General features: G+C 71.3%; 21 protein-coding genes. 4 read left to right on the top strand and 17 right to left on the bottom strand.

All coding sequences use genetic code 11. From position 1 onward, the window contains the following. Nucleotides 1-124: 124 nt before the first annotated feature. Nucleotides 125-1,795, bottom strand: a complete 1,671-nt coding sequence (menD, locus tag BIU98_RS01245; RefSeq protein ID WP_083392856.1) for a 2-succinyl-5-enolpyruvyl-6-hydroxy-3-cyclohexene-1-carboxylic-acid synthase — start codon at nucleotides 1,793-1,795, stop codon at nucleotides 125-127. A gap of 61 nt (nucleotides 1,796-1,856) precedes the next feature. After that, entirely contained in the window at nucleotides 1,857-2,210 is a 354-nt protein-coding gene (locus BIU98_RS01240; protein WP_071270142.1) for a PLD nuclease N-terminal domain-containing protein, read from the bottom strand. Between the two features lie 63 nt (nucleotides 2,211-2,273). Between BIU98_RS01240 and BIU98_RS01235 the strand changes: the two genes are divergently transcribed. Continuing rightward, a complete protein-coding gene (locus BIU98_RS01235; protein WP_071270139.1) occupies nucleotides 2,274-2,600 on the top strand; it encodes a DUF4229 domain-containing protein in 327 nt (108 codons plus the stop codon). A gap of 16 nt (nucleotides 2,601-2,616) precedes the next feature. Here the strand turns inward: BIU98_RS01235 and BIU98_RS01230 are convergent, their stop codons facing one another. From BIU98_RS01230 to BIU98_RS01215, 4 genes are read right to left on the bottom strand one after another with little or no spacing between them, the layout of a single operon-like run. After that, nucleotides 2,617-3,612: a 1,4-dihydroxy-2-naphthoate polyprenyltransferase gene (locus BIU98_RS01230; protein WP_254787752.1), complete on the bottom strand. Its 996-nt coding sequence runs from the start codon at nucleotides 3,610-3,612 to the stop codon at nucleotides 2,617-2,619. Between the two features lie 20 nt (nucleotides 3,613-3,632). Continuing rightward, nucleotides 3,633-4,769 carry an AMP-binding protein gene (locus BIU98_RS01225; protein WP_071270133.1) on the bottom strand — a complete coding sequence of 379 codons (1,137 nt, stop codon included), beginning with the start codon at nucleotides 4,767-4,769 and terminating at the stop codon, nucleotides 3,633-3,635. Beyond that, nucleotides 4,769-5,698, bottom strand: coding sequence for a 1,4-dihydroxy-2-naphthoyl-CoA synthase (locus tag BIU98_RS01220; protein ID WP_071270130.1), 930 nt, complete (start codon nucleotides 5,696-5,698; stop codon nucleotides 4,769-4,771). Before BIU98_RS01220 ends, BIU98_RS01225 begins: the two co-directional genes overlap by 1 nt. 31 nt (nucleotides 5,699-5,729) lie before the next feature. Beyond that, nucleotides 5,730-6,236, bottom strand: a complete 507-nt coding sequence (locus BIU98_RS01215) for a hypothetical protein (RefSeq protein ID WP_139200501.1) — start codon at nucleotides 6,234-6,236, stop codon at nucleotides 5,730-5,732. A gap of 187 nt (nucleotides 6,237-6,423) precedes the next feature. Here BIU98_RS01215 and BIU98_RS01210 point away from each other — a divergent pair, with 187 nt between their 5' ends. Further along, entirely contained in the window at nucleotides 6,424-7,413 is a 990-nt protein-coding gene (locus tag BIU98_RS01210) for an o-succinylbenzoate synthase (protein WP_254787751.1), read from the top strand. Between the two features lie 327 nt (nucleotides 7,414-7,740). On the opposite strand, the gene ccsB is transcribed toward BIU98_RS01210, so the two are convergent. The 6 genes from ccsB to BIU98_RS01180 form a co-directional block, all read right to left on the bottom strand. After that, the gene (gene ccsB, locus BIU98_RS01205; protein WP_071270124.1) at nucleotides 7,741-8,754 is read right to left on the bottom strand and encodes a c-type cytochrome biogenesis protein CcsB; all 1,014 of its coding nucleotides are present in this window, start codon (nucleotides 8,752-8,754) and stop codon (nucleotides 7,741-7,743) included. A 5-nt stretch (nucleotides 8,755-8,759) separates the two neighbouring features. Further along, complete coding sequence (locus tag BIU98_RS01200) at nucleotides 8,760-10,502, bottom strand: cytochrome c biogenesis protein ResB (protein WP_083392855.1); 1,743 nt, start codon at nucleotides 10,500-10,502, stop codon at nucleotides 8,760-8,762. Beyond that, on the bottom strand, nucleotides 10,486-11,229 hold the full coding sequence (locus BIU98_RS01195) for a cytochrome c biogenesis CcdA family protein (protein WP_071270121.1): 744 nt from the start codon (nucleotides 11,227-11,229) through the stop codon (nucleotides 10,486-10,488). Before BIU98_RS01195 ends, BIU98_RS01200 begins: the two co-directional genes overlap by 17 nt. A 4-nt stretch (nucleotides 11,230-11,233) precedes the next feature. Then, nucleotides 11,234-11,848 carry a TlpA disulfide reductase family protein gene (locus BIU98_RS01190; protein WP_254787750.1) on the bottom strand — a complete coding sequence of 205 codons (615 nt, stop codon included), beginning with the start codon at nucleotides 11,846-11,848 and terminating at the stop codon, nucleotides 11,234-11,236. Continuing rightward, the gene (locus BIU98_RS01185; protein WP_071270118.1) at nucleotides 11,845-12,501 is read right to left on the bottom strand and encodes a histidine phosphatase family protein; all 657 of its coding nucleotides are present in this window, start codon (nucleotides 12,499-12,501) and stop codon (nucleotides 11,845-11,847) included. Before BIU98_RS01185 ends, BIU98_RS01190 begins: the two co-directional genes overlap by 4 nt. Before the next feature lie 67 nt (nucleotides 12,502-12,568). Then, nucleotides 12,569-14,050, bottom strand: a complete 1,482-nt coding sequence (locus BIU98_RS01180) for a SulP family inorganic anion transporter (RefSeq protein WP_071270115.1) — start codon at nucleotides 14,048-14,050, stop codon at nucleotides 12,569-12,571. An 85-nt stretch (nucleotides 14,051-14,135) separates the two neighbouring features. Between BIU98_RS01180 and BIU98_RS01175 the strand changes: the two genes are divergently transcribed. Then, nucleotides 14,136-14,531, top strand: a complete 396-nt coding sequence (locus tag BIU98_RS01175; protein WP_071270112.1) for a MerR family transcriptional regulator — start codon at nucleotides 14,136-14,138, stop codon at nucleotides 14,529-14,531. Between the two features lie 179 nt (nucleotides 14,532-14,710). On the opposite strand, the gene BIU98_RS01170 is transcribed toward BIU98_RS01175, so the two are convergent. Then, on the bottom strand, nucleotides 14,711-15,043 hold the full coding sequence (locus BIU98_RS01170) for a hypothetical protein (protein ID WP_175481254.1): 333 nt from the start codon (nucleotides 15,041-15,043) through the stop codon (nucleotides 14,711-14,713). Nucleotides 15,044-15,233: 190 nt separating this feature from the next. Here BIU98_RS01170 and aspS point away from each other — a divergent pair, with 190 nt between their 5' ends. Next, entirely contained in the window at nucleotides 15,234-16,574 is a 1,341-nt protein-coding gene (gene aspS / locus BIU98_RS01165) for an aspartate--tRNA(Asn) ligase (protein WP_071270106.1), read from the top strand. Between the two features lie 125 nt (nucleotides 16,575-16,699). Here the strand turns inward: aspS and BIU98_RS01160 are convergent, their stop codons facing one another. The 4 genes from BIU98_RS01160 to BIU98_RS01150 form a co-directional block, all read right to left on the bottom strand. Beyond that, nucleotides 16,700-16,954: a glutaredoxin family protein gene (locus BIU98_RS01160; protein ID WP_071270104.1), complete on the bottom strand. Its 255-nt coding sequence runs from the start codon at nucleotides 16,952-16,954 to the stop codon at nucleotides 16,700-16,702. A gap of 72 nt (nucleotides 16,955-17,026) precedes the next feature. Then, nucleotides 17,027-17,125: an AURKAIP1/COX24 domain-containing protein gene (locus tag BIU98_RS18325; protein WP_003792170.1), complete on the bottom strand. Its 99-nt coding sequence runs from the start codon at nucleotides 17,123-17,125 to the stop codon at nucleotides 17,027-17,029. Between the two features lie 130 nt (nucleotides 17,126-17,255). Next, on the bottom strand, nucleotides 17,256-17,450 hold the full coding sequence (locus BIU98_RS01155; RefSeq protein ID WP_071270101.1) for a helix-turn-helix domain-containing protein: 195 nt from the start codon (nucleotides 17,448-17,450) through the stop codon (nucleotides 17,256-17,258). A gap of 110 nt (nucleotides 17,451-17,560) precedes the next feature. Beyond that, on the bottom strand, nucleotides 17,561-18,076 hold the full coding sequence (locus BIU98_RS01150) for a helix-turn-helix transcriptional regulator (protein WP_071270098.1): 516 nt from the start codon (nucleotides 18,074-18,076) through the stop codon (nucleotides 17,561-17,563). Nucleotides 18,077-18,085 lie beyond the last annotated feature (9 nt).

The following is an 18,085-nucleotide window of genomic DNA, read 5'->3' as shown; positions in this document are numbered from 1 at the left end:
GCCGCGCCGCACCGTGCGCGGTCCGCCGGTCGGTGCGAGGTCCCGCACCCCGTGCGAGCACACGGGCGCGCACCGAGTGGCCAACCTCGCACCACGAGCCCCGCCACGAGCGTCAGCCCGCGCGTCAGTCGGCCAGCGGCACCTCGATGACCACGCGCTCGGCGGGGTCGGTGAGGACGCGCTCGAGGTCGCCCCACGTCGCGGCCCGGCGGTACTCCCACCCGAGTCCCGTGACGACACGCTCGACGTCGACGTGCTGCGGCGTCGTCATCATGCGGGCCATGTCCTCGGGCGGGGTCGTCTCGGCGACCTCGAGCCCGCGGAAGATCGCGCCGCCGTCGTCGTTGCCGACGATCACCTGGACGCGGTGGGTGGGCTCGTGGGTGCCGGTGACGAACGCGCCCACGTCGTGTAGCAGGGTCAGGTCGCCGAGCAGGACACGCGTCGTGCCGACCGCCGCGGACGTGCTCTCGAGCGCCGCAGCGATGCCGAGCGCCGTCGAGACGGTGCCGTCGATGCCGGCGAGCCCACGGTTGGCGTGCACGCTGATCTTCTTGCCCAGCACCTGGGCGTCGGCGACCCGGATGATCTGCGAGGCGCCGAGGACGAGCCGGTCGTGCGGCCACGTCACACCCCAGACGGCCTCGGCGAGCATGTCGCGGTCGACGGGCCGGCGGCGCAGCGCGACCTCGTCCTTGAGGAACCGGTTGCGCTCGGCGCGGTCCTCGGACCGCTTGGCGTCGAGGTCGGGACCGGCGTCGCCGTCCCCGAGCACGGTCCGGCTGGCGGCGACCCAGCGACCGACCCACGCGCGGTGCGTCGGCGCGGTCCGGCCCGTCACGCGGACGTCGGCGACCAGCCGGGAGGCTCGGCTCGGGTCGAACGGGTCGGCTCCCGCCCCGCGGACCGTCACCACCTCGACGTCGGCGCGCTGCAGGAGCGCAGGCACTTCCCTGGAGAGCGTCGGGTGGCCGAGCACGACGGCGCGGCGGACGCGTCCGCCGAAGTCGGGGTCGCGGAGGAGCTCGCGGTAGGCGACGACGAGGTTCCGCCCGAAGCGCGCCCCGCTCGACACCTCGGCGAGCAGCGGCGCACCGAGCTCCCACGCGATCCGTTCGGCGTCCTCGCCGGCGTCGTGCCCGGCGATCACCACGGTGGCGGGGTCGTCGTCCGGCGTGAGCTCCGCGACGGGCAGCCCGGTGTGGACACGGCGTCGGGCGAAGTCGAGGTCGATCTCCTCGTCCGGCACGCCCTCGACGTCGGTCAGCGTCGCCGACAGCGGTTCGCGGAAGGCGACGTCGAGCTGCGCCGGACCCGGCTGCCCGGTGTGTCCGGCAGCGGCGGCCACGGTCTGGCGGACGAGTTCGCGCAGGGTCTGGCGGGTGGAGGCGTCGACGCCGTGGGCGGTGGGGGCCTCGACCTCGCGCACGAAGGACACTGCCGACGCGAAGATCCCCGGCTGCACGGTGGTCTGGTTGCTGCCGATGCCGCGGAGCTCCCCGGGCCGGTCGGCGGACAGGACGATCATCGGCACACCGGAGTGGTGGGCCTCGAGGACGGCGGGGTGCAGGTTCGCGACCGCCGTGCCCGAGGTCGTCACGATGGCCGCGGGACGACCGCTCTCGACGGCGAGCCCGAGCGCGAAGAACCCGGCCGTCCGCTCGTCGAGCCGCACGTGCACGGTGATGCCGCCGGCGCGCTCGAGGGCGACCGCGGCGAGGGCGAGGGCCTGCGACCGGGACCCGGGGCTGACCACCACGTCGGTGACCCCGGCGCGTGCGAACTCCTGCAGCATCGCGAGGGCGAAGTCCGACGCCGGACTGCCCGAGCCCGTGCCCGTTGCGGGCCCGGGACCGTCAGCGATCGGAGCGGCCGTCGTCGTCGGTGTCGTGGAACTGGTCTTCGAGATCTCGGAGGGTGACGTCGTCCTGGTCCTTGTCCATGCGGGGCCGCTCGGGAGCCTGCTCGCCGAGGAAGTCCGGGTCGTCTTCGGGACCACGGTACCGGGCGACGCGCTCGGGGGCGGCGGGCGCACGACCGAGCAGGAACCAGAGGACCGCGCCGAGCACCGGCAGGATGACGATCAGCAGGATCCACAGTCCGCGTCGCAGGGACCGGATGCGCGGCCGCGGCATGGTCGCGCAGTCGATGACCGCGTAGACCGTGAACGCCACGGCGGCGACGACGACGACGAGCCAGAGACGGACCATGCGGGGAGTCTAGGTCGGGATTCTGTGACCCGACTCATGGTCGGGCGTCCGTAGACTTGCCGCGTGAAAGCGTGGCTCGTGTACACCCTCGCCCGGCTCGGCATCTTCGCGGCGGCGCTCGTCGTCCTGTTCGTGGTGGGGCTGCCCTGGTACTGGGCGACCATCGGCGCGGCCCTCATCGGACTGCTCGTGTCCTACATCGCGCTGCCCCGGCTCCGACACCAGGTGACCACGAGCCTGGCCACACGTCGGGTGCGCCCGGAGCACGATGCCGACGCGGACTTCGAGGACGACTTCGTCGACGCCGAGGACACCGACGCCCCCGTGGTGCGGCCCGTGTCGGACGCCGAACGGCACGCCGAGCGCCGGGACCACCCCGCGGCCGACTGAGCGCCGGCCCGGGTCGCTACGGCTGAACGGCCAGGGTGATCGCGAGCACGACGCCGTACGCCAGCGCCGAGAACGACGACAGCTGCAGCGCGGTGATGAGCTCGCGCGGCTTCCTCGACGTCACGCCGATGAGCAGCGCCGGCAGCGCGAGCAGCAGCGTGAAGTACGTGAACCCGGACCGGAAGTACAGCAGCACGAACCAGAGCAGCACGACGTACGGCAGCAGCAGGAAGACGCCGTACAGCGTGCGGGCGATGGGGCGTCCGAGCAGGACGGCCAGGGTGCGCTTGCCGGCGAGCCGGTCCTCGTCGATGTCGCGGATGTTGTTTACCATGAGCACCGCGCAGGCGAAGAAGCCCGCTGCGACGGCAGCTGCCCAGCCGCTGGTCGTGACCTCGCGGATCAGGACGTACTCCGTGCCGAGCACCGCGACCAGGCCGAAGAAGACGAACACGAAGACCTCGCCGAGGGCGTTGTACCCGTACGGCTTCTTGCCGCCCGTGTAGAACCACGCGGCGACGATCGCGGCCGCGCCGACGATCAGGAGCCACCACAGCTGCGTGATCACCACGATGACGATGCCGGCGACCGCTGCCAGCCCGAAGAACGTCAGCGCGACGGTGAGCACCGTCCGCGGGGCGGCGAGTCCGGCTCCGGTGAGACGAGCGGGTCCGACACGGAACTCGTCGGTGCCCCGGACGCCGTCCGAGTAGTCGTTGCTGTAGTTCACGCCGATCTGCAGGAACAGCGCGACGAGCAGCGCCAGGATCGCCAGCGTGAGGTGGCCGTCCCGCTGCAGCCAGGAGCCGAAGTCCCCGGTCGTGCCGCTGTCCACGAAGCCGACGGCGGTGCCGAGGACCACCGGGACGACGCCGAGCGTCAGGGTGCGGAGGCGGGCACCCCCGATCCAGTCGCTCGCGGTCGCGCGTCGCTTCGTCCGTGCCGGTCCCGCGGCCTTCGCCGGGTTGCCGGAGCGGCCCTTCTTCTGGGTCGTGTTCTTCGCTCGTGCCACGACCGTCAATCGTACCGGCGTCAGACGTCCGGATCGGCGACGGCGCGGACGGCCCGACGGTCGGGTTTGCCGGACGCGAGCATCGGCACCGCGTCGACGAGCACCACGGCCGCGGGTCGTGCGGCTCGACCGAGGGCGTTCCCGACGTGTTCGCGGACCAGCTCGAGGTCGATCGGCTCAGCCGTCACGACGACGGGGACCTCGCCCCACTCCCCCGACGATCGTCGTGTCACGACCGCGCCGTCCTGGCCCGGGAGCTCCCGGACGAGTCGTTCGACGGCCCCGAGCGGGACCTTCTCCCCGCCGGTGATCACGACGTCGTCGAGCCGACCGAGCACCCGGACGCGGTTGTCCTCGACCTCGGCCGCGTCCCCCGTGCGGTACCACCGCAGGCCGTCGCGTACGACGAAGGTCGACGCGGTCCGGTCGTCGTCCCCGAGGTAGCCCTCGGCGAGCATCGGGCCGGCGAGCTGCAGTTCGCCGTCGACCACCTCGGCCCGGACGGTCCCGAACGGCACGCCGTCGTAGACGCAGCCACCGCTCGTCTCGCTGGCGCCGTACGTGGTGACGATCCGGACGCCGGCCGCGACCGCTCGGGCCCGGAGCGGCGCCGGGGTCGACTGCCCACCGACGAGGACCGCGTCGAAGCCGGCGAGTGCGCGTGCGGCCCGCGGGTCGTCGAGCACCCGGGCGAGCTGCACCGGGACGAGCGACGTGTACCGCCGCGGTGCCGCCGGCCCGGTGACGAGCCGCTCGGCCGCGTCCACGAACGCTGCCGCCGCGAAGTGCCCCGGCGCCACGACGCTGGGGGCCGTGCCCGCCGTGATCGACCGCGTCAGGACGTTGAGGCCCGCGATGTAGTGCGTCGGCAGCGCGAGCACCCACCCGCCCGGTCCGCCGAGCGCCGCGTCGGCGGCGGCGGCTCCGGCGAGGAGCGCCTCCGAGGAGAGCGCCACCCGCTTGCCGGTGCCGGTGGACCCGCTCGTGGTGACGACGAGGGCGACCCGCTGCTGCACGTCGGCCGGTGGCGGTGTCGGCAGCGCCGGGGCCTCCTGGTCGACGGGGAGCAGGGCGGGGCCGCCGGCGAGTGCAGCCTCCAGGCCGCGCAGCACGGCCAGCGGGTCGGACGCGTCCAGCGCGACCAGCGGACGGGGCATCAGTAATGCCAGGGGAAGGACGTCCACTCGGGGGCGCGCTTCTCGAGGAAGGAGTCGCGGCCCTCGACGGCCTCGTCCGTGCCGTACGCCAGGCGGGTGGCCTCACCGGCGAAGACCTGCTGGCCGACCAGCCCGTCGTCGACCGCGTTGAAGGCGTACTTGAGCATCCGGATCGCGGTCGGGGACTTGCCGAGGATGGTCTCGCCCCAGCGGATCGCCTCGCGCTCGAGGTCGGCGTGCGGCACCACCTTGTTCACGGCGCCCATCTCGTACGCGCGCCGGGCCGAGTACTCCTCGGCGAGGAAGAAGACCTCGCGCGCGAGCTTCTGGCCGATCTGCTTGGCGTAGTAGGCGCTGCCGTACCCGCCGTCGAACGAGCCCACGTCGGCGTCGGTCTGCTTGAACCTCCCGTGCTCGGCGCTCGCGATCGTGAGGTCGCAGATCGCGTGCAGGGAGTGCCCGCCACCGGCTGCCCAGCCCGGCACCACGGCGACGACGACCTTCGGCATCATCCGGATGAGGCGCTGGACCTCGAGGATGTGCAGGCGGCCCATCGAGGCCTGGGCGGCCGCGGGGTCGACGCCCTCCGGCGGTGCGCCCTCGTCGCCGACGTACTGGTAGCCGCTCCGGCCACGGATGCGCTGGTCGCCGCCGGAGCAGAACGCCCAGCCGCCGTCCTTCGGGCTCGGGCCGTTGCCGGTGAGCAGGACGACGCCGACGCGGGGGTCCTGGCGCGCGTCGTCGAGGGCCCGGTACAGCTCGTCCACGGTGCGCGGACGGAAGGCGTTGCGGACTTCGGGCCGGTCGAAGGCCACTCGGACGATGCCGCGGTCGACGTGCTTGTGGTAGGTGATGTCCGTGAACGAGGCGGCCACGGGGGCCTCGGTCCAGACGTCGGGGTCGAACAGGTCGGAGACGGGAGCGGGCATGCTCCCAACGTACTGCTGCGGTGCTGCGGCGCTACGCGCTCATGTCGGTCAGGAGCTCCGGGGCGACCATGACGACGAGCACGATGAGGATCACCGGGTTGGCGAAGAACGCCAGGACGACACCGATCGCGCCGTACCAGCGGCCGAGTCCCCCGACGGCGGCGATGAACCCGAGGATCGCGGCGATCAGCGTCAGGAACACGACGACGAAGCAGATGCCGAACGCGAACGTGGTGTCGCCGCCCATGTAGACCGCGAACGCGCTGGCGTCCACCGCCGCTGAGACGACCGCGAGCCCGAGGGCGAGCTTGCCGGCCAGGGGGCTCCTGCGCCGCTGCCGGGCTGACGCCTGCTGCTGGCGGACGTCGACCGTGTTGTTCCGCATCAGCCGCGCGAACTCATCGCTGCCCGAGGAGGGCCGGGTCCTCGCCGCTGCGGCCCGCGCTGCCGCCTGCGTCTTCGCAGCGGACGTCGGGGCCTTCGCTGCCCGGGACGACGACGGGCTTCGTGACGACCGCTGGTGCGGATCTGGCGTCACGGAGCCTCCTTCTGTCGTCATGGCCGCGGCCGACCGAGGCCGACCGATGCATGCTAATGCCCTGCGCTGGCGGTCCCCTCCGAGGAACCAGGAGGTCCGCTGGGCAGCAGTGGAGGGGCGACGGACAGCGTCCGGACCTGCTCGTCCGCACCACACCCGGACGGTTCGACGCTGGGAGGATGGGCGCGTGCTCCCGTCCCTTCCTGCTCTCACCGACCTGCTCGCCGATGCGCACGTGGTCGCCCTCCCGATGCGCGTCCGGTTCCGCGGGATCACCGTCCGCGAGGCCCTCGTCCTCCGCGGCCCGGCCGGCTGGACCGAGTTCTCGCCGTTCGTCGAGTACGACGACCACGAGTCCACTGCCTGGCTGCGCGCCGCGATCGACTTCGGTTGGACGACGCACGAGCCCGCCGCTGACTCCGTGCCGGTCAACGCCACCGTGCCCGCGATCGCACCGTCGGCAGTGGCGGACCTGCTCGCTCGGTACCCCGGGTGCACGACCGCGAAGGTCAAGGTCGCCGAACCCGGCACCACCGTCGAGGACGACGTCGCGCGGGTCGCCGAGGTCCGGCGCGTGATGGGCCCGGACGCCGCGGTCCGCGTGGACGCCAACGGGCTGTGGAGCGTGGACGAGGCCGTCGTCGCGCTGGAACGTCTCGCGCCCCTCGACCTGCAGTACGCCGAGCAGCCGTGTCGCACGGTCCCTGAACTCGCAGCGCTGCGACGCCGCATCGAGGGCCTCGGCGTGCGGATCGCCGCGGACGAGAGCGTTCGCAGAGCCTCGGACCCGCTCGCCGTCGCCCGGGCCGGCGCCGCCGACGTCCTCGTCGTCAAGGCGCAGCCCCTCGGCGGCATCACCGCCGCGCAGGCCGTCATCGCCGAGGCGGGACTGCCCTGCGTGGTGTCCAGTGCGCTCGACACGTCGGTCGGGCTCGGCATGGGGGCGTTCCTCGCCGCGTCGGCGATGTCCCCGGGCTACGCCGCAGGGCTCGGGACCGCCGTGATGTTCGAGGGGGACGTCACCTCGGCGCCGCTCCTGCCCACGGCCGGGAGGATCGCCGTCCGTCGCGTCGACGTCTCGCCCGAGCTCGTGGCCCGGTTCAGTGCCCCGCCCGAGCGCGCTGCGTGGTGGCGTGCCCGGCTGGAGCGCGTGCACGCGCTGCTCGCCGGCGCGTAGCGCGCGGCGCGCTCGCGCGGCGCGACGGCGTGCGCGCTCCGCGCGCTGGCTCCCGCCCCGCCCCGCGGACCGCGCGAGCGGTCACGACACCCCGCTCAGGTCCGCCGAGCGGTCGCGGACCGTCGGTCCAGCGCCCGCGGACCGACGGTCTACGACCGGTCGGCCAACGACCGACGGGGTGTCGTGACCGCTCGGCGCGGGGTCTCCGGGCGCCAGGCGCCGGACCCGAGACGCCGGACCCCGCGGGCCCGAGACCCCGGACGCACCGGAGGCCCGGTGCGAGGCGGACCTGCACCGGGCCTCCTGGGAGGACGCGTCAGCGGCGAATCACAGCCCGGAGTAGCTGTGCAGCCCCTTGAAGAACACGTTGACGACCGAGAAGTTGAACATCACGGCGCCGAAGCCGATGAGCGCCAGCCAGGACGACCGAGCCCCACGCCAGCCGCGGGTCGCACGGGCGTGGATGTAGCCCGCGTAGATGACCCAGATGATGAACGTCCAGACTTCCTTCGTGTCCCAGCCCCAGTAGCGACCCCAGGCACGCTCGGCCCAGATGGCACCGGCGATGAGGGTGAAGGTCCAGAGCACGAAGCCGACGAGCAGGACGCGGTAGGTCAGGACCTCGAGCCGGTCGGCGTCGGGCAGCGTCTCCATGAAGCGGAGCTTCTTCGCCGCGCCGCTGTGCCCGAGCCGGTAGGTCTGGACGAGCTGGGACACCGCGAGTCCCGCGCCCAGCGCGAAGAACCCGGTGCCGGAGATGGCGACGAACACGTGCAGGACGAGCCAGTACGACTGCAGGGCAGGCTGCAGCGGGACGACGGGGACGTAGTAGTTCACCGTCGCGATGCCGAGCAGGATGATCGTCAGGCCGGTGATGAAGACGCCGAGGAACTTCAGGTTCTGCCAGAGCTGCACGAGCAGGAAGATCGCGATGATCAGCGCCGTGCCCGTGAGGGAGAACTCGAACATGTTGCCCCACGGCACACGGTCCGCCGCGATGCCCCGGAGGACGACCGCCCCGACGTGCAGCACGAGCGCGAGGATCGTCATCGCCATGCCGACGCGTTCGAACCGCGAGCCACCGCCGCGACCGGAGCCGGACTTGACGGGGGCTTCGACGCGCTCGAGCACGACGGTGCCGCCCTGCACGGTGGCGACGCTCTTGGCCTGACGCTTTGCGCCCGCTGCGGCGGTGTCGACCCCGGCGCCGGCGCCCTCGGCGACGCGGACGTCACCGGAGCGTTTGGCCATGTCCAGCGCGAACGAGATGAACGCGATCACGTACACGGCCATCGCCGAGTACGTGAGGACGACCGAGTAGGTCGCGAGGTTCGCAGTCATGTCATTCACGAGGGCATCCTAACTCCGAGGTCCGACAAGTGTCGGTTGGCGATCTCAGCGACGGCGCGCTCGAGGTTGGGGTCCTCGCCGCGGGCCAGACCCGCGTACTCGAGGTCGTACTCGCCCTGGTCGGCACCCGTCCTGGGCACCGCCTTGACCCACACGCGTCGGCGCGGGACGAACAGCGACGTCAGCAGCCCGAGGACGCTGAGGATCGCGAACCCGCCGACCCACAGCTGGGACGGGTCGTGGTGGACGTCGAGCGACACGTACCGCTTGACGCCGTCGAACGTGATCGACCCGGCACCGTCCGGCAGCGTCTTGGTCTGCCCCGGCTTCAGCTCGAGGCTCGCCGTGTCGGCGTCCGTCCCCGCGATCTGCTTCAGGCCGGTGGTGTCGAGCGAGTACACGCTGCGGGGCACGCCGTCGTCCAGCCCGAGGTCGCCCGTGTACACCTGCAGCGTCAGCAGCGGGTTCTCGGTGTCGGGGTAGTTCGAGGTGAACGCACCCCGCGCGTTCTTCACCGCGGTCGGGTAGAAGAAGCCGCGGATGCCGAGCTGGTCGGGCTTCGCGTCGGGGACCTTGATGACGCCGAGCGAGGTGTAGTTGGCGTCCTGCGGCAGGAACGGCACGGTGTCCGTCAGTGCCTCGTTGCCCTCGCCGTCGCGGATGGTCACCTGCATCGCGTAGCCGTTGCCGAGGAGGTAGACGTTCGTCCCGCCGATCGACAGCGGGTCGTTCACGCCGAGCCGCGACGTCTTCGGGGTGCCGCCCTTCTCCTGACTGGTCACCGTCGCGGAGTAGTCGAGCGCCTGCCCGAGGGCGTTGAGGTTCCGCTCCTCGTACTTCGTGACGAACTTGTCGAGCGTGAGGTTGTAGCCCTTGAGGTCGGTCTGCTGGAACCAGCGACCCGGGTTGACCGAGTCGTAGGACCCGAGGACGTTGGAGAACGTCTGGCCCTCCACCAGCAGCCGCTGCCCGGTGAACCCGAACCCGCCGCCGATGCCGACGGCCACCAGGACCCCGACCAACGCGGCGTGGAACACGAGGTTGCCGGTCTCGCGGAGGTACCCGCGCTCCGCGCTGACCGAGTCGCCGAAGCGCTCGACCCGGTACCCGGAACGCTTCAGGATCGCCGTCGCGCGCGTGATCGCGTGGTCCACCGACGGGAGGCTCGTGGCCGCGTCCGTCCCGCTGCCGCCGTCCGTCAGGGTGTCCCGCTGCACGGCCGCGCTGCGGAAGCCGGCCAGTCGCGTCAGTCGGGCAGGGGTCTTCGGCGGACGGGTGCGGAGTGCCTGCCAGTGGTGCCGAGTGCGGGGCACGATGCAGCCGATGAGGGAGACGAAGAGGAGCAGGTAGATCGCCGAGAACCACACCGACGTGTAGGTGTCGAAGACCTGGAGCTTGTCGAGGATCGGGTAGAGCGTGGCGTGGTCGACCTTGTACTGCACGACGCCGTTCGGGTCGGCCGTGCGCTGTGGGACGAGCGACCCCGGGATCGCCGCGAGGGCGAGCATCATCAGCAGGAACAGTGCCGTGCGCATGCTCGTGAGCTGGCGCCAGAAGAACCGGACGTAGCCCAGCAGGCCGAGCTTCGGCTGGTTCACGCCGTCCGACGGTGCCTGTGCGGTGCCGTCGACGTGGTCGGACGGTCGCTGCGGGTCGGAGGCGACGTCGGCGCCGGACTCGTCCGTGCCGACGGTGTCGGTGTTCGTGGTGTCGTTCGTGGGGTCAGACCGCGGGGACAAAGCTCTGGATCACCGCCCCGGCGCTCGACATGACGGCCGACCAGATGCCGGTGACCATGAGCAGACCGATGACGATCAGGATCGCTCCTCCGATGATGTTGACGGTGCGCATGTGGCGCTTCACGACGCGGATCGCTCCGGCCGCCCACCCGGCGCCCAGGGCGACGAGCAGGAACGGGATGCCGAGCCCGAGGCAGTAGGCGACGCCGAGCCACATGCCCTGCCAGGCGCTGCCGGACTGCACGCTGAGCAGGTTGATGGCGGCGAGCGTCGGGCCGAGGCAGGGGGTCCAGCCGAGGCCGAACACGACGCCGAGCAGCGGTGCGCCGACGAGCCCGGTCGCGGGGGTCCACGCGGGCTTCAGCGAGCGCTGCAGGAAGGTGAACCGGCCGATGAACACCAGGCCCATCAGGATCACCACGACGCCGAGGACCTGCGTGATGACGTCGCGCCAGCGCACCAGCCAGAAGCCGAGTGCGCCGAAGACGGTCGTGTAGGCCACGAACACCGCGGTGAACCCGAGGACGAAGAGCAGCACCCCGAGGACGACGCGTCCGCGACCCCGACGACCGGCGTCGGCGATGCCGCTGACGTACCCGAGGTACCCCGGGACGAGCGGCAGGACGCACGGCGACAGGAACGACACGAGCCCGGCGAGCAGCGCCACCGGGAGGGCGACGAGCATCTGCCCGCTGAGGATCGCGTCGGAGAAGGGGTTGCCGCTCATGGGGTCAGGACGCCTTGAGCTCGTCGCTGACCAGGGTGTCGAGGATGCTCGTGCCGTCGATCGCGCCGAGGACGCGCGCGGCGACACGGCCCTTCGTGTCGAGGACGATCGTGGCGGGGACGGCGTTCGGCGCGATCTGTCCGGACAGGGCGAGCTGCATCGTGCCCGTGTCCGCGTCGAGCACCGTCGGGTAGTCCACCTTGAAGGTGCGCTCGAACGCGGCGGCGGTGGCGGCCTGGTCGCGGACGTTGACGCCGATGAACTGGACGTCCTGGTCGGCGTACTTCGCCTGGACCTTGCTGAGGGACTTCGCCTCGGCACGGCAGGGCGGGCAGCTGGCGTACCAGAAGTTCAACACCACGACCTTGCCGCGCAGGGCCTTCGACGAGACGCGCTCGCCGTCCGAGTCCTTGGTGGAGAAGTCGACGGTGTCCTTGCGGTCCTGCGCCGAGACCTCGGTCACCGCGCCGTCACCCGAGATGTAGTTCTGCGTGGTGCCGTTGCCGTACTGCTTCGACAGTGCGTCGTTGCCGCCGGAGCAGCCGGTGAGGGCGATGGCGGTGACGAGGGCGGTCGCACCGACCATGACGAGACGGCTCCTGATGCTGCGGACGTTCACACTGCTCCTTCGTCGATCGCGGACGCGCGCAGTTCCAGCGCGGGGTCCGCGTACCCGACCTCGGTGAACCGACCGCTCGAGGTGCCGGGCACACGCTCGAGGGTGGTGATGCTCGACAGGTCGCAGCGACGCTTGCGCGGGTCGTGCCACAGGGGCTCCCCCGCGAGGCGCCGGTGCACCATCCAGATCGGCAGCTGGTGGCTGACGAGGACGACGTCGCCCTCGTCGATGCTCTCCCACGCGGTCGTGACCGCGGCCAGCATGCGGTTCGCGATCGACTCGTAGGCCTCCCCCCAGCTGGGACGCCAGGGGTTCGCGATCCAGGGCCACTCGGCCGGGCGGCGGACCGAGCGCTTCGTGAACCCGGGCGGCTGGCCCTCGTACCGGTTCGTCGGCTCGATCAGGCGCTCGTCGAGGGCGACGTCGAGCCCGTACAGCTCGGACCACGGGGCCGCGGACTCCTGCGTTCGCTGGAGCGGCGAGGCCACGATGCGGCGGACGTCGACGCCCGCGGTCTTCCATGCCGTCGCGGAGGCAGCAGCCATGCGGGTACCGAGCTCGCTCAGTCCGAAGCCCGGCAGCCGTCCGTAGAGCACACGGTCCGGGTTGTGTACCTCGCCGTGTCGCACGAGGTGGATTCGGGTCGCGGGCATGGGTTCCAGTGTAGGTCGATCCACCGACCCCACTGCCCGCCGGGCGGATCCACGGCTTCGGGACCGTTCAGCCGAGGTGCCCGGAGAGCCTGCCGTGCAGGGCGATTGATCCGGTGTTCAGGTTGACCACCTCGACGGTCGAGCCGTGCTTGGCGAACCGCTGCTCGATGCCGTCGAGGGCGGCCACCGTGCTGGCGTCGAACACGTGGGCCTCGGACATGTCGATCACGACGTGCTCCGGGTCGTCGGCGTAGGAGAAGCGCGTCACGAGGTCGTTCGACGACGCGAAGAACAGCGCCCCGCGCACCCGGTAGCGGACGGTCCGCTCGTCGACGGGCTCCCGCACGACCTCGACCACGTGCGCGACCCGACGGGCGAACACGAGCGCTGCGACGACCACGCCCACCAGCACCCCGGTCGCGAGGTTGTCCGTCGCGACGACCACGAGCACGGTGATCACCATCACGGCGGTCTCGCCGAGGGGCATCCGACCGAGCGTCCGCGGACGGATGCTGTGCCAGTCGAACGTCGCCACGCACACCATGAGCATCACCGCGGTCAGCGCGGCCATCGGGATCCGCGCGACGACGTCGTGGAGCACGATCGTGAGCACCAGCACCGAGGCTCCGGCCGCGAAGGTGGAGATCCGTGTCCTGGCGCCGGCGGTCTTCACGTTGATGACGGTCTGCCCGATCATCGCGCAGCCACCCGTGCCGCCGAAGAACGCGGAGGCGATGTTCGCGACGCCCTGCCCCCACGACTCCCGCCACTTGCTCGAACCGGTGTCGGTGATCGCGTCGACGAGCTGCGCGGTGAGGAGGGTCTCGATGAGCCCGACGATGGCCATGCCGAAGGCGTACGGCGCGATGGTCGTGAGGGTCGCGAAGGTGAACGGCACGGTTATGCCGTTGAACCCGGGCAACGCAGTGGGCAGCGCGCCCTCGTCCCCGACGGTCGGCACCGCGACGCTGAACACGACCGTGATGAGGGTGATGACGACCACGGCGATGAGCGGTGCCGGGACCGCCTTGGTCAGGAACGGGAAGGCGATGATGATGCCGACGCCGAGCGCGGTGAGCGGCCAGACGACGAACGGGACGTCCGGCCCGAGCAGGTTCGGCAGCTGCGCGGTGAAGATCAGGATCGCCAGAGCGTTCACGAAGGCGACGTTGACGCTCCGCGGGATGAAGCGCATCAGCCGGGCGACCCCGAGGAACCCGAGCACGAGCTGCATCAGACCGCCGAGCACGATCGTGGGGACGAGGTAGTCGATGCCGTGGTCGCGGACGAGCGGGGCGATCACGAGCGCCACCGAGCCGGCAGCGGCCGAGACCATCGCCGGACGGCCGCCGACGATCGAGATCACCACGGCGATGACGACGCTGGAGAACAGCCCGACGGCCGGGTCGACACCGGCGACGACGGAGAACGAGATCGCCTCGGGGATGAGCGCGAGCGCGGTGACGATCCCCGCGAGGACCTCCCGCGAGAGCAACCGGGGCGAGCGGAGGGCAGAGAGGACGCTCGGAGCGTGCACGGTGGTCGACATCACCGGTGACTCTACCGTCACGTGAGGGTAGAGTTCCACCAGTACGAACTCAGGCACCAGCACCCGTCCGAGGAGGTCTGCCACCATGGCCGACGTGACCCAGACCATGCACATCGGCGAACTCGCCGAGCGCGCCGAGATGTCGCTCCGCACGATCCGGCACTACGACGAGGTCGGCCTGCTGGTGCCGAGCGGCCGCACCACCGGCGGCTTCCGCGTGTACACGGACGGCGACCTGGAGCGTCTGCTGGTGATCCGGCGGATGAAGCCCCTCGGGTTCTCACTCGAGGAGATGGGCGACCTGCTCAGCATCGTCGACGGACTGCCCGGCGCCGATGCGAATGACACGGCCGCACGGGCAGCGCGCCTCGACGCCTTCCTCGAGGACGCCCGCGCCCGACACGCGAAGCTCGTCGAGCGGGCGGGCATGGCCGAGGAGTTCATCGGCACGCTCGGCACCCTCCGCGCCGCCCTCCCGTGACCAGCGCCCCCGCTCCCACTCCGCGCGCTCGGCCCGCTCCTCGAGCAGGATGGCGCGGTACACACGGAGCCGTTCCTCCTGCTCGGCGATGACGGCGCGTGCCTTCCCAGGACGCAAGCGGTGCCGCCGCCGGACGTTCACCTTCCACTGCTCCCACATCCGGGCGTTCCACTCGTCATTCACCGCTCCCATGGTCGATCCCTCCTCTGTTTCTCCGTGATGATCAACTCCCGGACGATCGTGACGAACACCACGTCCTCGTCGCGAGCAATCTGCATGTCGTACACCGCCTGGAACGCGCGGCGTCCGATCTCGTTCCGCCCGACGTCCTCGGCGCAGACCAGGTCGACGGCCCACACGATCCGCGTCCATGCCCGGTCGCGTTCTTCCCGCTGCACGTCGCGGCGCCACCGCACGGCGGCCCACACACCACCGACCACCGCCCCGGTCATCGTGAGCGCCGCCGCTCCGAGCGCCGCGACCACCGCCGCAGGCGGCCAGGCCGCGAGCACCTCGGTCCCCGCCGTCATGAGGACCTCCTCCCCTGCTCGCGACCCGGCCACGTCGAGAACGCTACGGAGCGCCCGAGGCGAGCCGAGCCTCCCGTCCGCACCCGTGGAGAACGACGGACGTGAGCCGACCTGTGGAGGAACGAGATCCCGCACCGCGACCGGCGCGCCCGGCCCGGTAGACTCGACGACCGTGATCGAACGCACCCGCATCAGCGACCTCGCAGCACTCCCCGACGGTCCCGTCTCCGTGGCCGGATGGGTCGAGACCGTCCGCGACCAGAAGAAGGTGCAGTTCGTCGTGCTCCGCGACGAGACCGGCGCCGTCCAGCTCGTGAACCCCGCCACGCGCGAGGCCGTGGAGGGCGACGACGCCTCGGCGACCGCGCTCGCCACGACGGAGTCGATCTCCGGCCTGGCGCACGGCTCCTTCATCCACGTGACCGGCACGCTCAAGCACGACGAGCGCGTGAAGCTCGGTGGCCTCGAGGTCAAGGTCGGAGAACTGACCGTCGTCAGCGCCGCCATCCCCGAGACGCCGATCGCGGACGACTCCTCGCTCGACAAGCGCCTCGACTGGCGCTTCCTCGACCTGCGCAACCGCAAGCAGAACCTCATCTTCCGCATCCAGACCACGCTGGAGCACGCCTTCCGCACCTACTGGGTCGAGCGCGACTACATCGAGATCCACACCCCGAAGCTGATGGCGTCGGCATCCGAGTCGCGCGCGGAGCTCTTCCAGCTCGAGTACTTCGAGACGACCGCGTACCTGGCGCAGTCGCCGCAGAACTTCAAGCAGATGGCCCAGCCCGCTGGCTTCGGTGCCGTGTTCGAGATCGCCGACGCCTTCCGCGCCGACCCCTCGTTCACCTCGCGCCACGCGACCGAGTTCACGAGCGTCGACGCCGAGTTCTCGTGGATCGAGTCGCACGAGGACGTCATGGCGATGCACGAGGAGGTCCTCGTCGCCGGCATCACCGCCGTCAAGGAGAAGTACGGCGACGCGATCCAGGAGGTCTTCGGCTTCGAACTGCAGGTCCCGACGACGCCGTTCCCGCGCGTGACCCTGGCCGAGGCCCGGACGATCGTCGCCGAGAGCGGCCACGACGTCGTGCGCGCCGACGGTGACCTGGACCCCGAGGGCGAGCGCCGCGTGTCCGCCTGGGCCAAGGAGCACCACGGCTCCGAGTTCGTCTTCGTCACCGACTACGACGCCTCGATCCGGCCGTACTACCACATGCGCCACGCCGACGACCCGACGCTCACGAACAGCTACGACCTGCTGTTCAACGGCGCCGAGATCTCCACGGGCGCCCAGCGTGAGCACCGCGTCGACGTCCTCACCGCGCAGGCGGAGGAGAAAGGCCTCGACCCCGCCGAGCTCGGCTGGTACCTCGACTTCTTCCGCTACGGCGTCCCGCCGCACGGTGGGTTCGGCATGGGCCTGGCGCGCGTGCTGATGCTCATGCTCGGCGAGCCGTCCATCCGCGAGGTCACGTACCTGTTCCGCGGCCCGACGCGCCTGACCCCGTAGGCACCGCGATCGAATGAGCAGAAGACGTCGCCCCCGGCATCGGGAGGCGACGTTTTCTGCTCCATGGACGGAACCGACGCATCCGGACGACCGCCCGCCGCCCGGACCGCCGCCGCCCGGGCGGCTCAGGCGCGCGCGGCCGCCCGCTCGAGCGCTGCCGACAGCCGAGCGGCGTCGACGCGCCAGTTGCTGTGCACCCGGCCGTCGATGAGCACGACGGGGATGTCCTCCGCGTACTCGAGCCGGAGTGCCTCGTCGTCGAGGATCGACCGCTCGGTCAGCGTCACCCCCGCGTGGGCGGCGACGACGGACTCGACGACCGGTCGGGCGTCGTCGCAGAGGTGGCATCCGGGCTTGGTGAGGAGCGTCACGGCTGGCATGGAACCAGGGTAGACCGCCCGGGAAATGCGAAAGCCCCGGCGAACCGGGGCTTCTGCGGCAAGTCCTTCGACTTACTTCTTGTTGCGACGCTGGTGGCGCGTCTTGCGAAGGAGCTTGCGGTGCTTCTTCTTCGCCATGCGCTTGCGACGCTTCTTGATGACAGAACCCATGTGGACCTCGCTCGGACTGATGGTGATGTACGGACACCGGGCCGATGAAGCCGCGGAAAATCAACCTGGTCGATGTTACCGGAGCGCGCCTGTGATGTCGAACGCGCCGGGTGACCGGGGTGGGGTGGAGCTAGCCGACGTCGGCGATCCCGCCGCGCAGGACCTCGGCCACGGCGGACTCCGGCACGCGGAACGACCGGCCGAACCGGATCGCGGGGAGCTCCCCGGCGTGGACCATGCGGTACACGGTCATCTTCGAGACGCGCATCATCTCGGCGACCTCAGCGACGGTGAGGAAGCGCACGTCGTCGAAACTGCCGGCCATGGTCCGCCTTCGGTCGCTCGCGTTCTGATCCGACCGCGAGAGATTGGTGTGACCTGAGTGGTCACTGGCAACTGTAGGGGCGCGTGCGGCCCCGTGTCCAGACTCGCGCGTCAGTCCTGGTCGGGCCGCTTGGTGAAGCGTCGGCGCGAGGTCTCGACGACCTTCCCCCAGCCCTGCTGCGCGCCCGAGAACGCCGCGGTCGCGCGGTGCGAGGCCTCGGCCATGACCCGTCCGAGCTCGATGCCGACCTCGACCGTGGCCTTGCCCGCGACGCCGTTCCGCCGCACCGACACGGGCTGCCCGTCGGGCGTCCAGGCGGTGGTCGCCGGCGTGCCGTCGGCGTCGACCGCGCCGGTGAACGGCATGACCCACTCCTCGAGGTGCAGCAGCGGCTCCGGGTCGAGCCGGTAGTAGCGGTGCTGCCCTTCCTCACGGGAGGTGACGAGGCCGATGTCCCGGAGCACCCGCAGGTGTTTGGAGACCGTGGGCTGGCTGACCCCGAGCTTCTCGACGAGCTGCCCCACGCTGAGCTCCCCAGCGGTGGCGTCGGAGCCGTACGCGGTGAGCAGCGTCCCGAGGAGCTCCCGCCGCGTCGGGTCCGCGACCACGCTGAAGATGTCGGCCATGGGGAGAGG

The sequence above is a fragment of the Curtobacterium sp. MMLR14_010 genome, from assembly GCF_001865015.1.
Lineage (GTDB): Bacteria > Actinomycetota > Actinomycetes > Actinomycetales > Microbacteriaceae > Curtobacterium.
The sequence above is the reverse complement of the archived record's forward strand: the minus strand, read 5'-3'. Positions and strand labels throughout refer to the sequence as shown.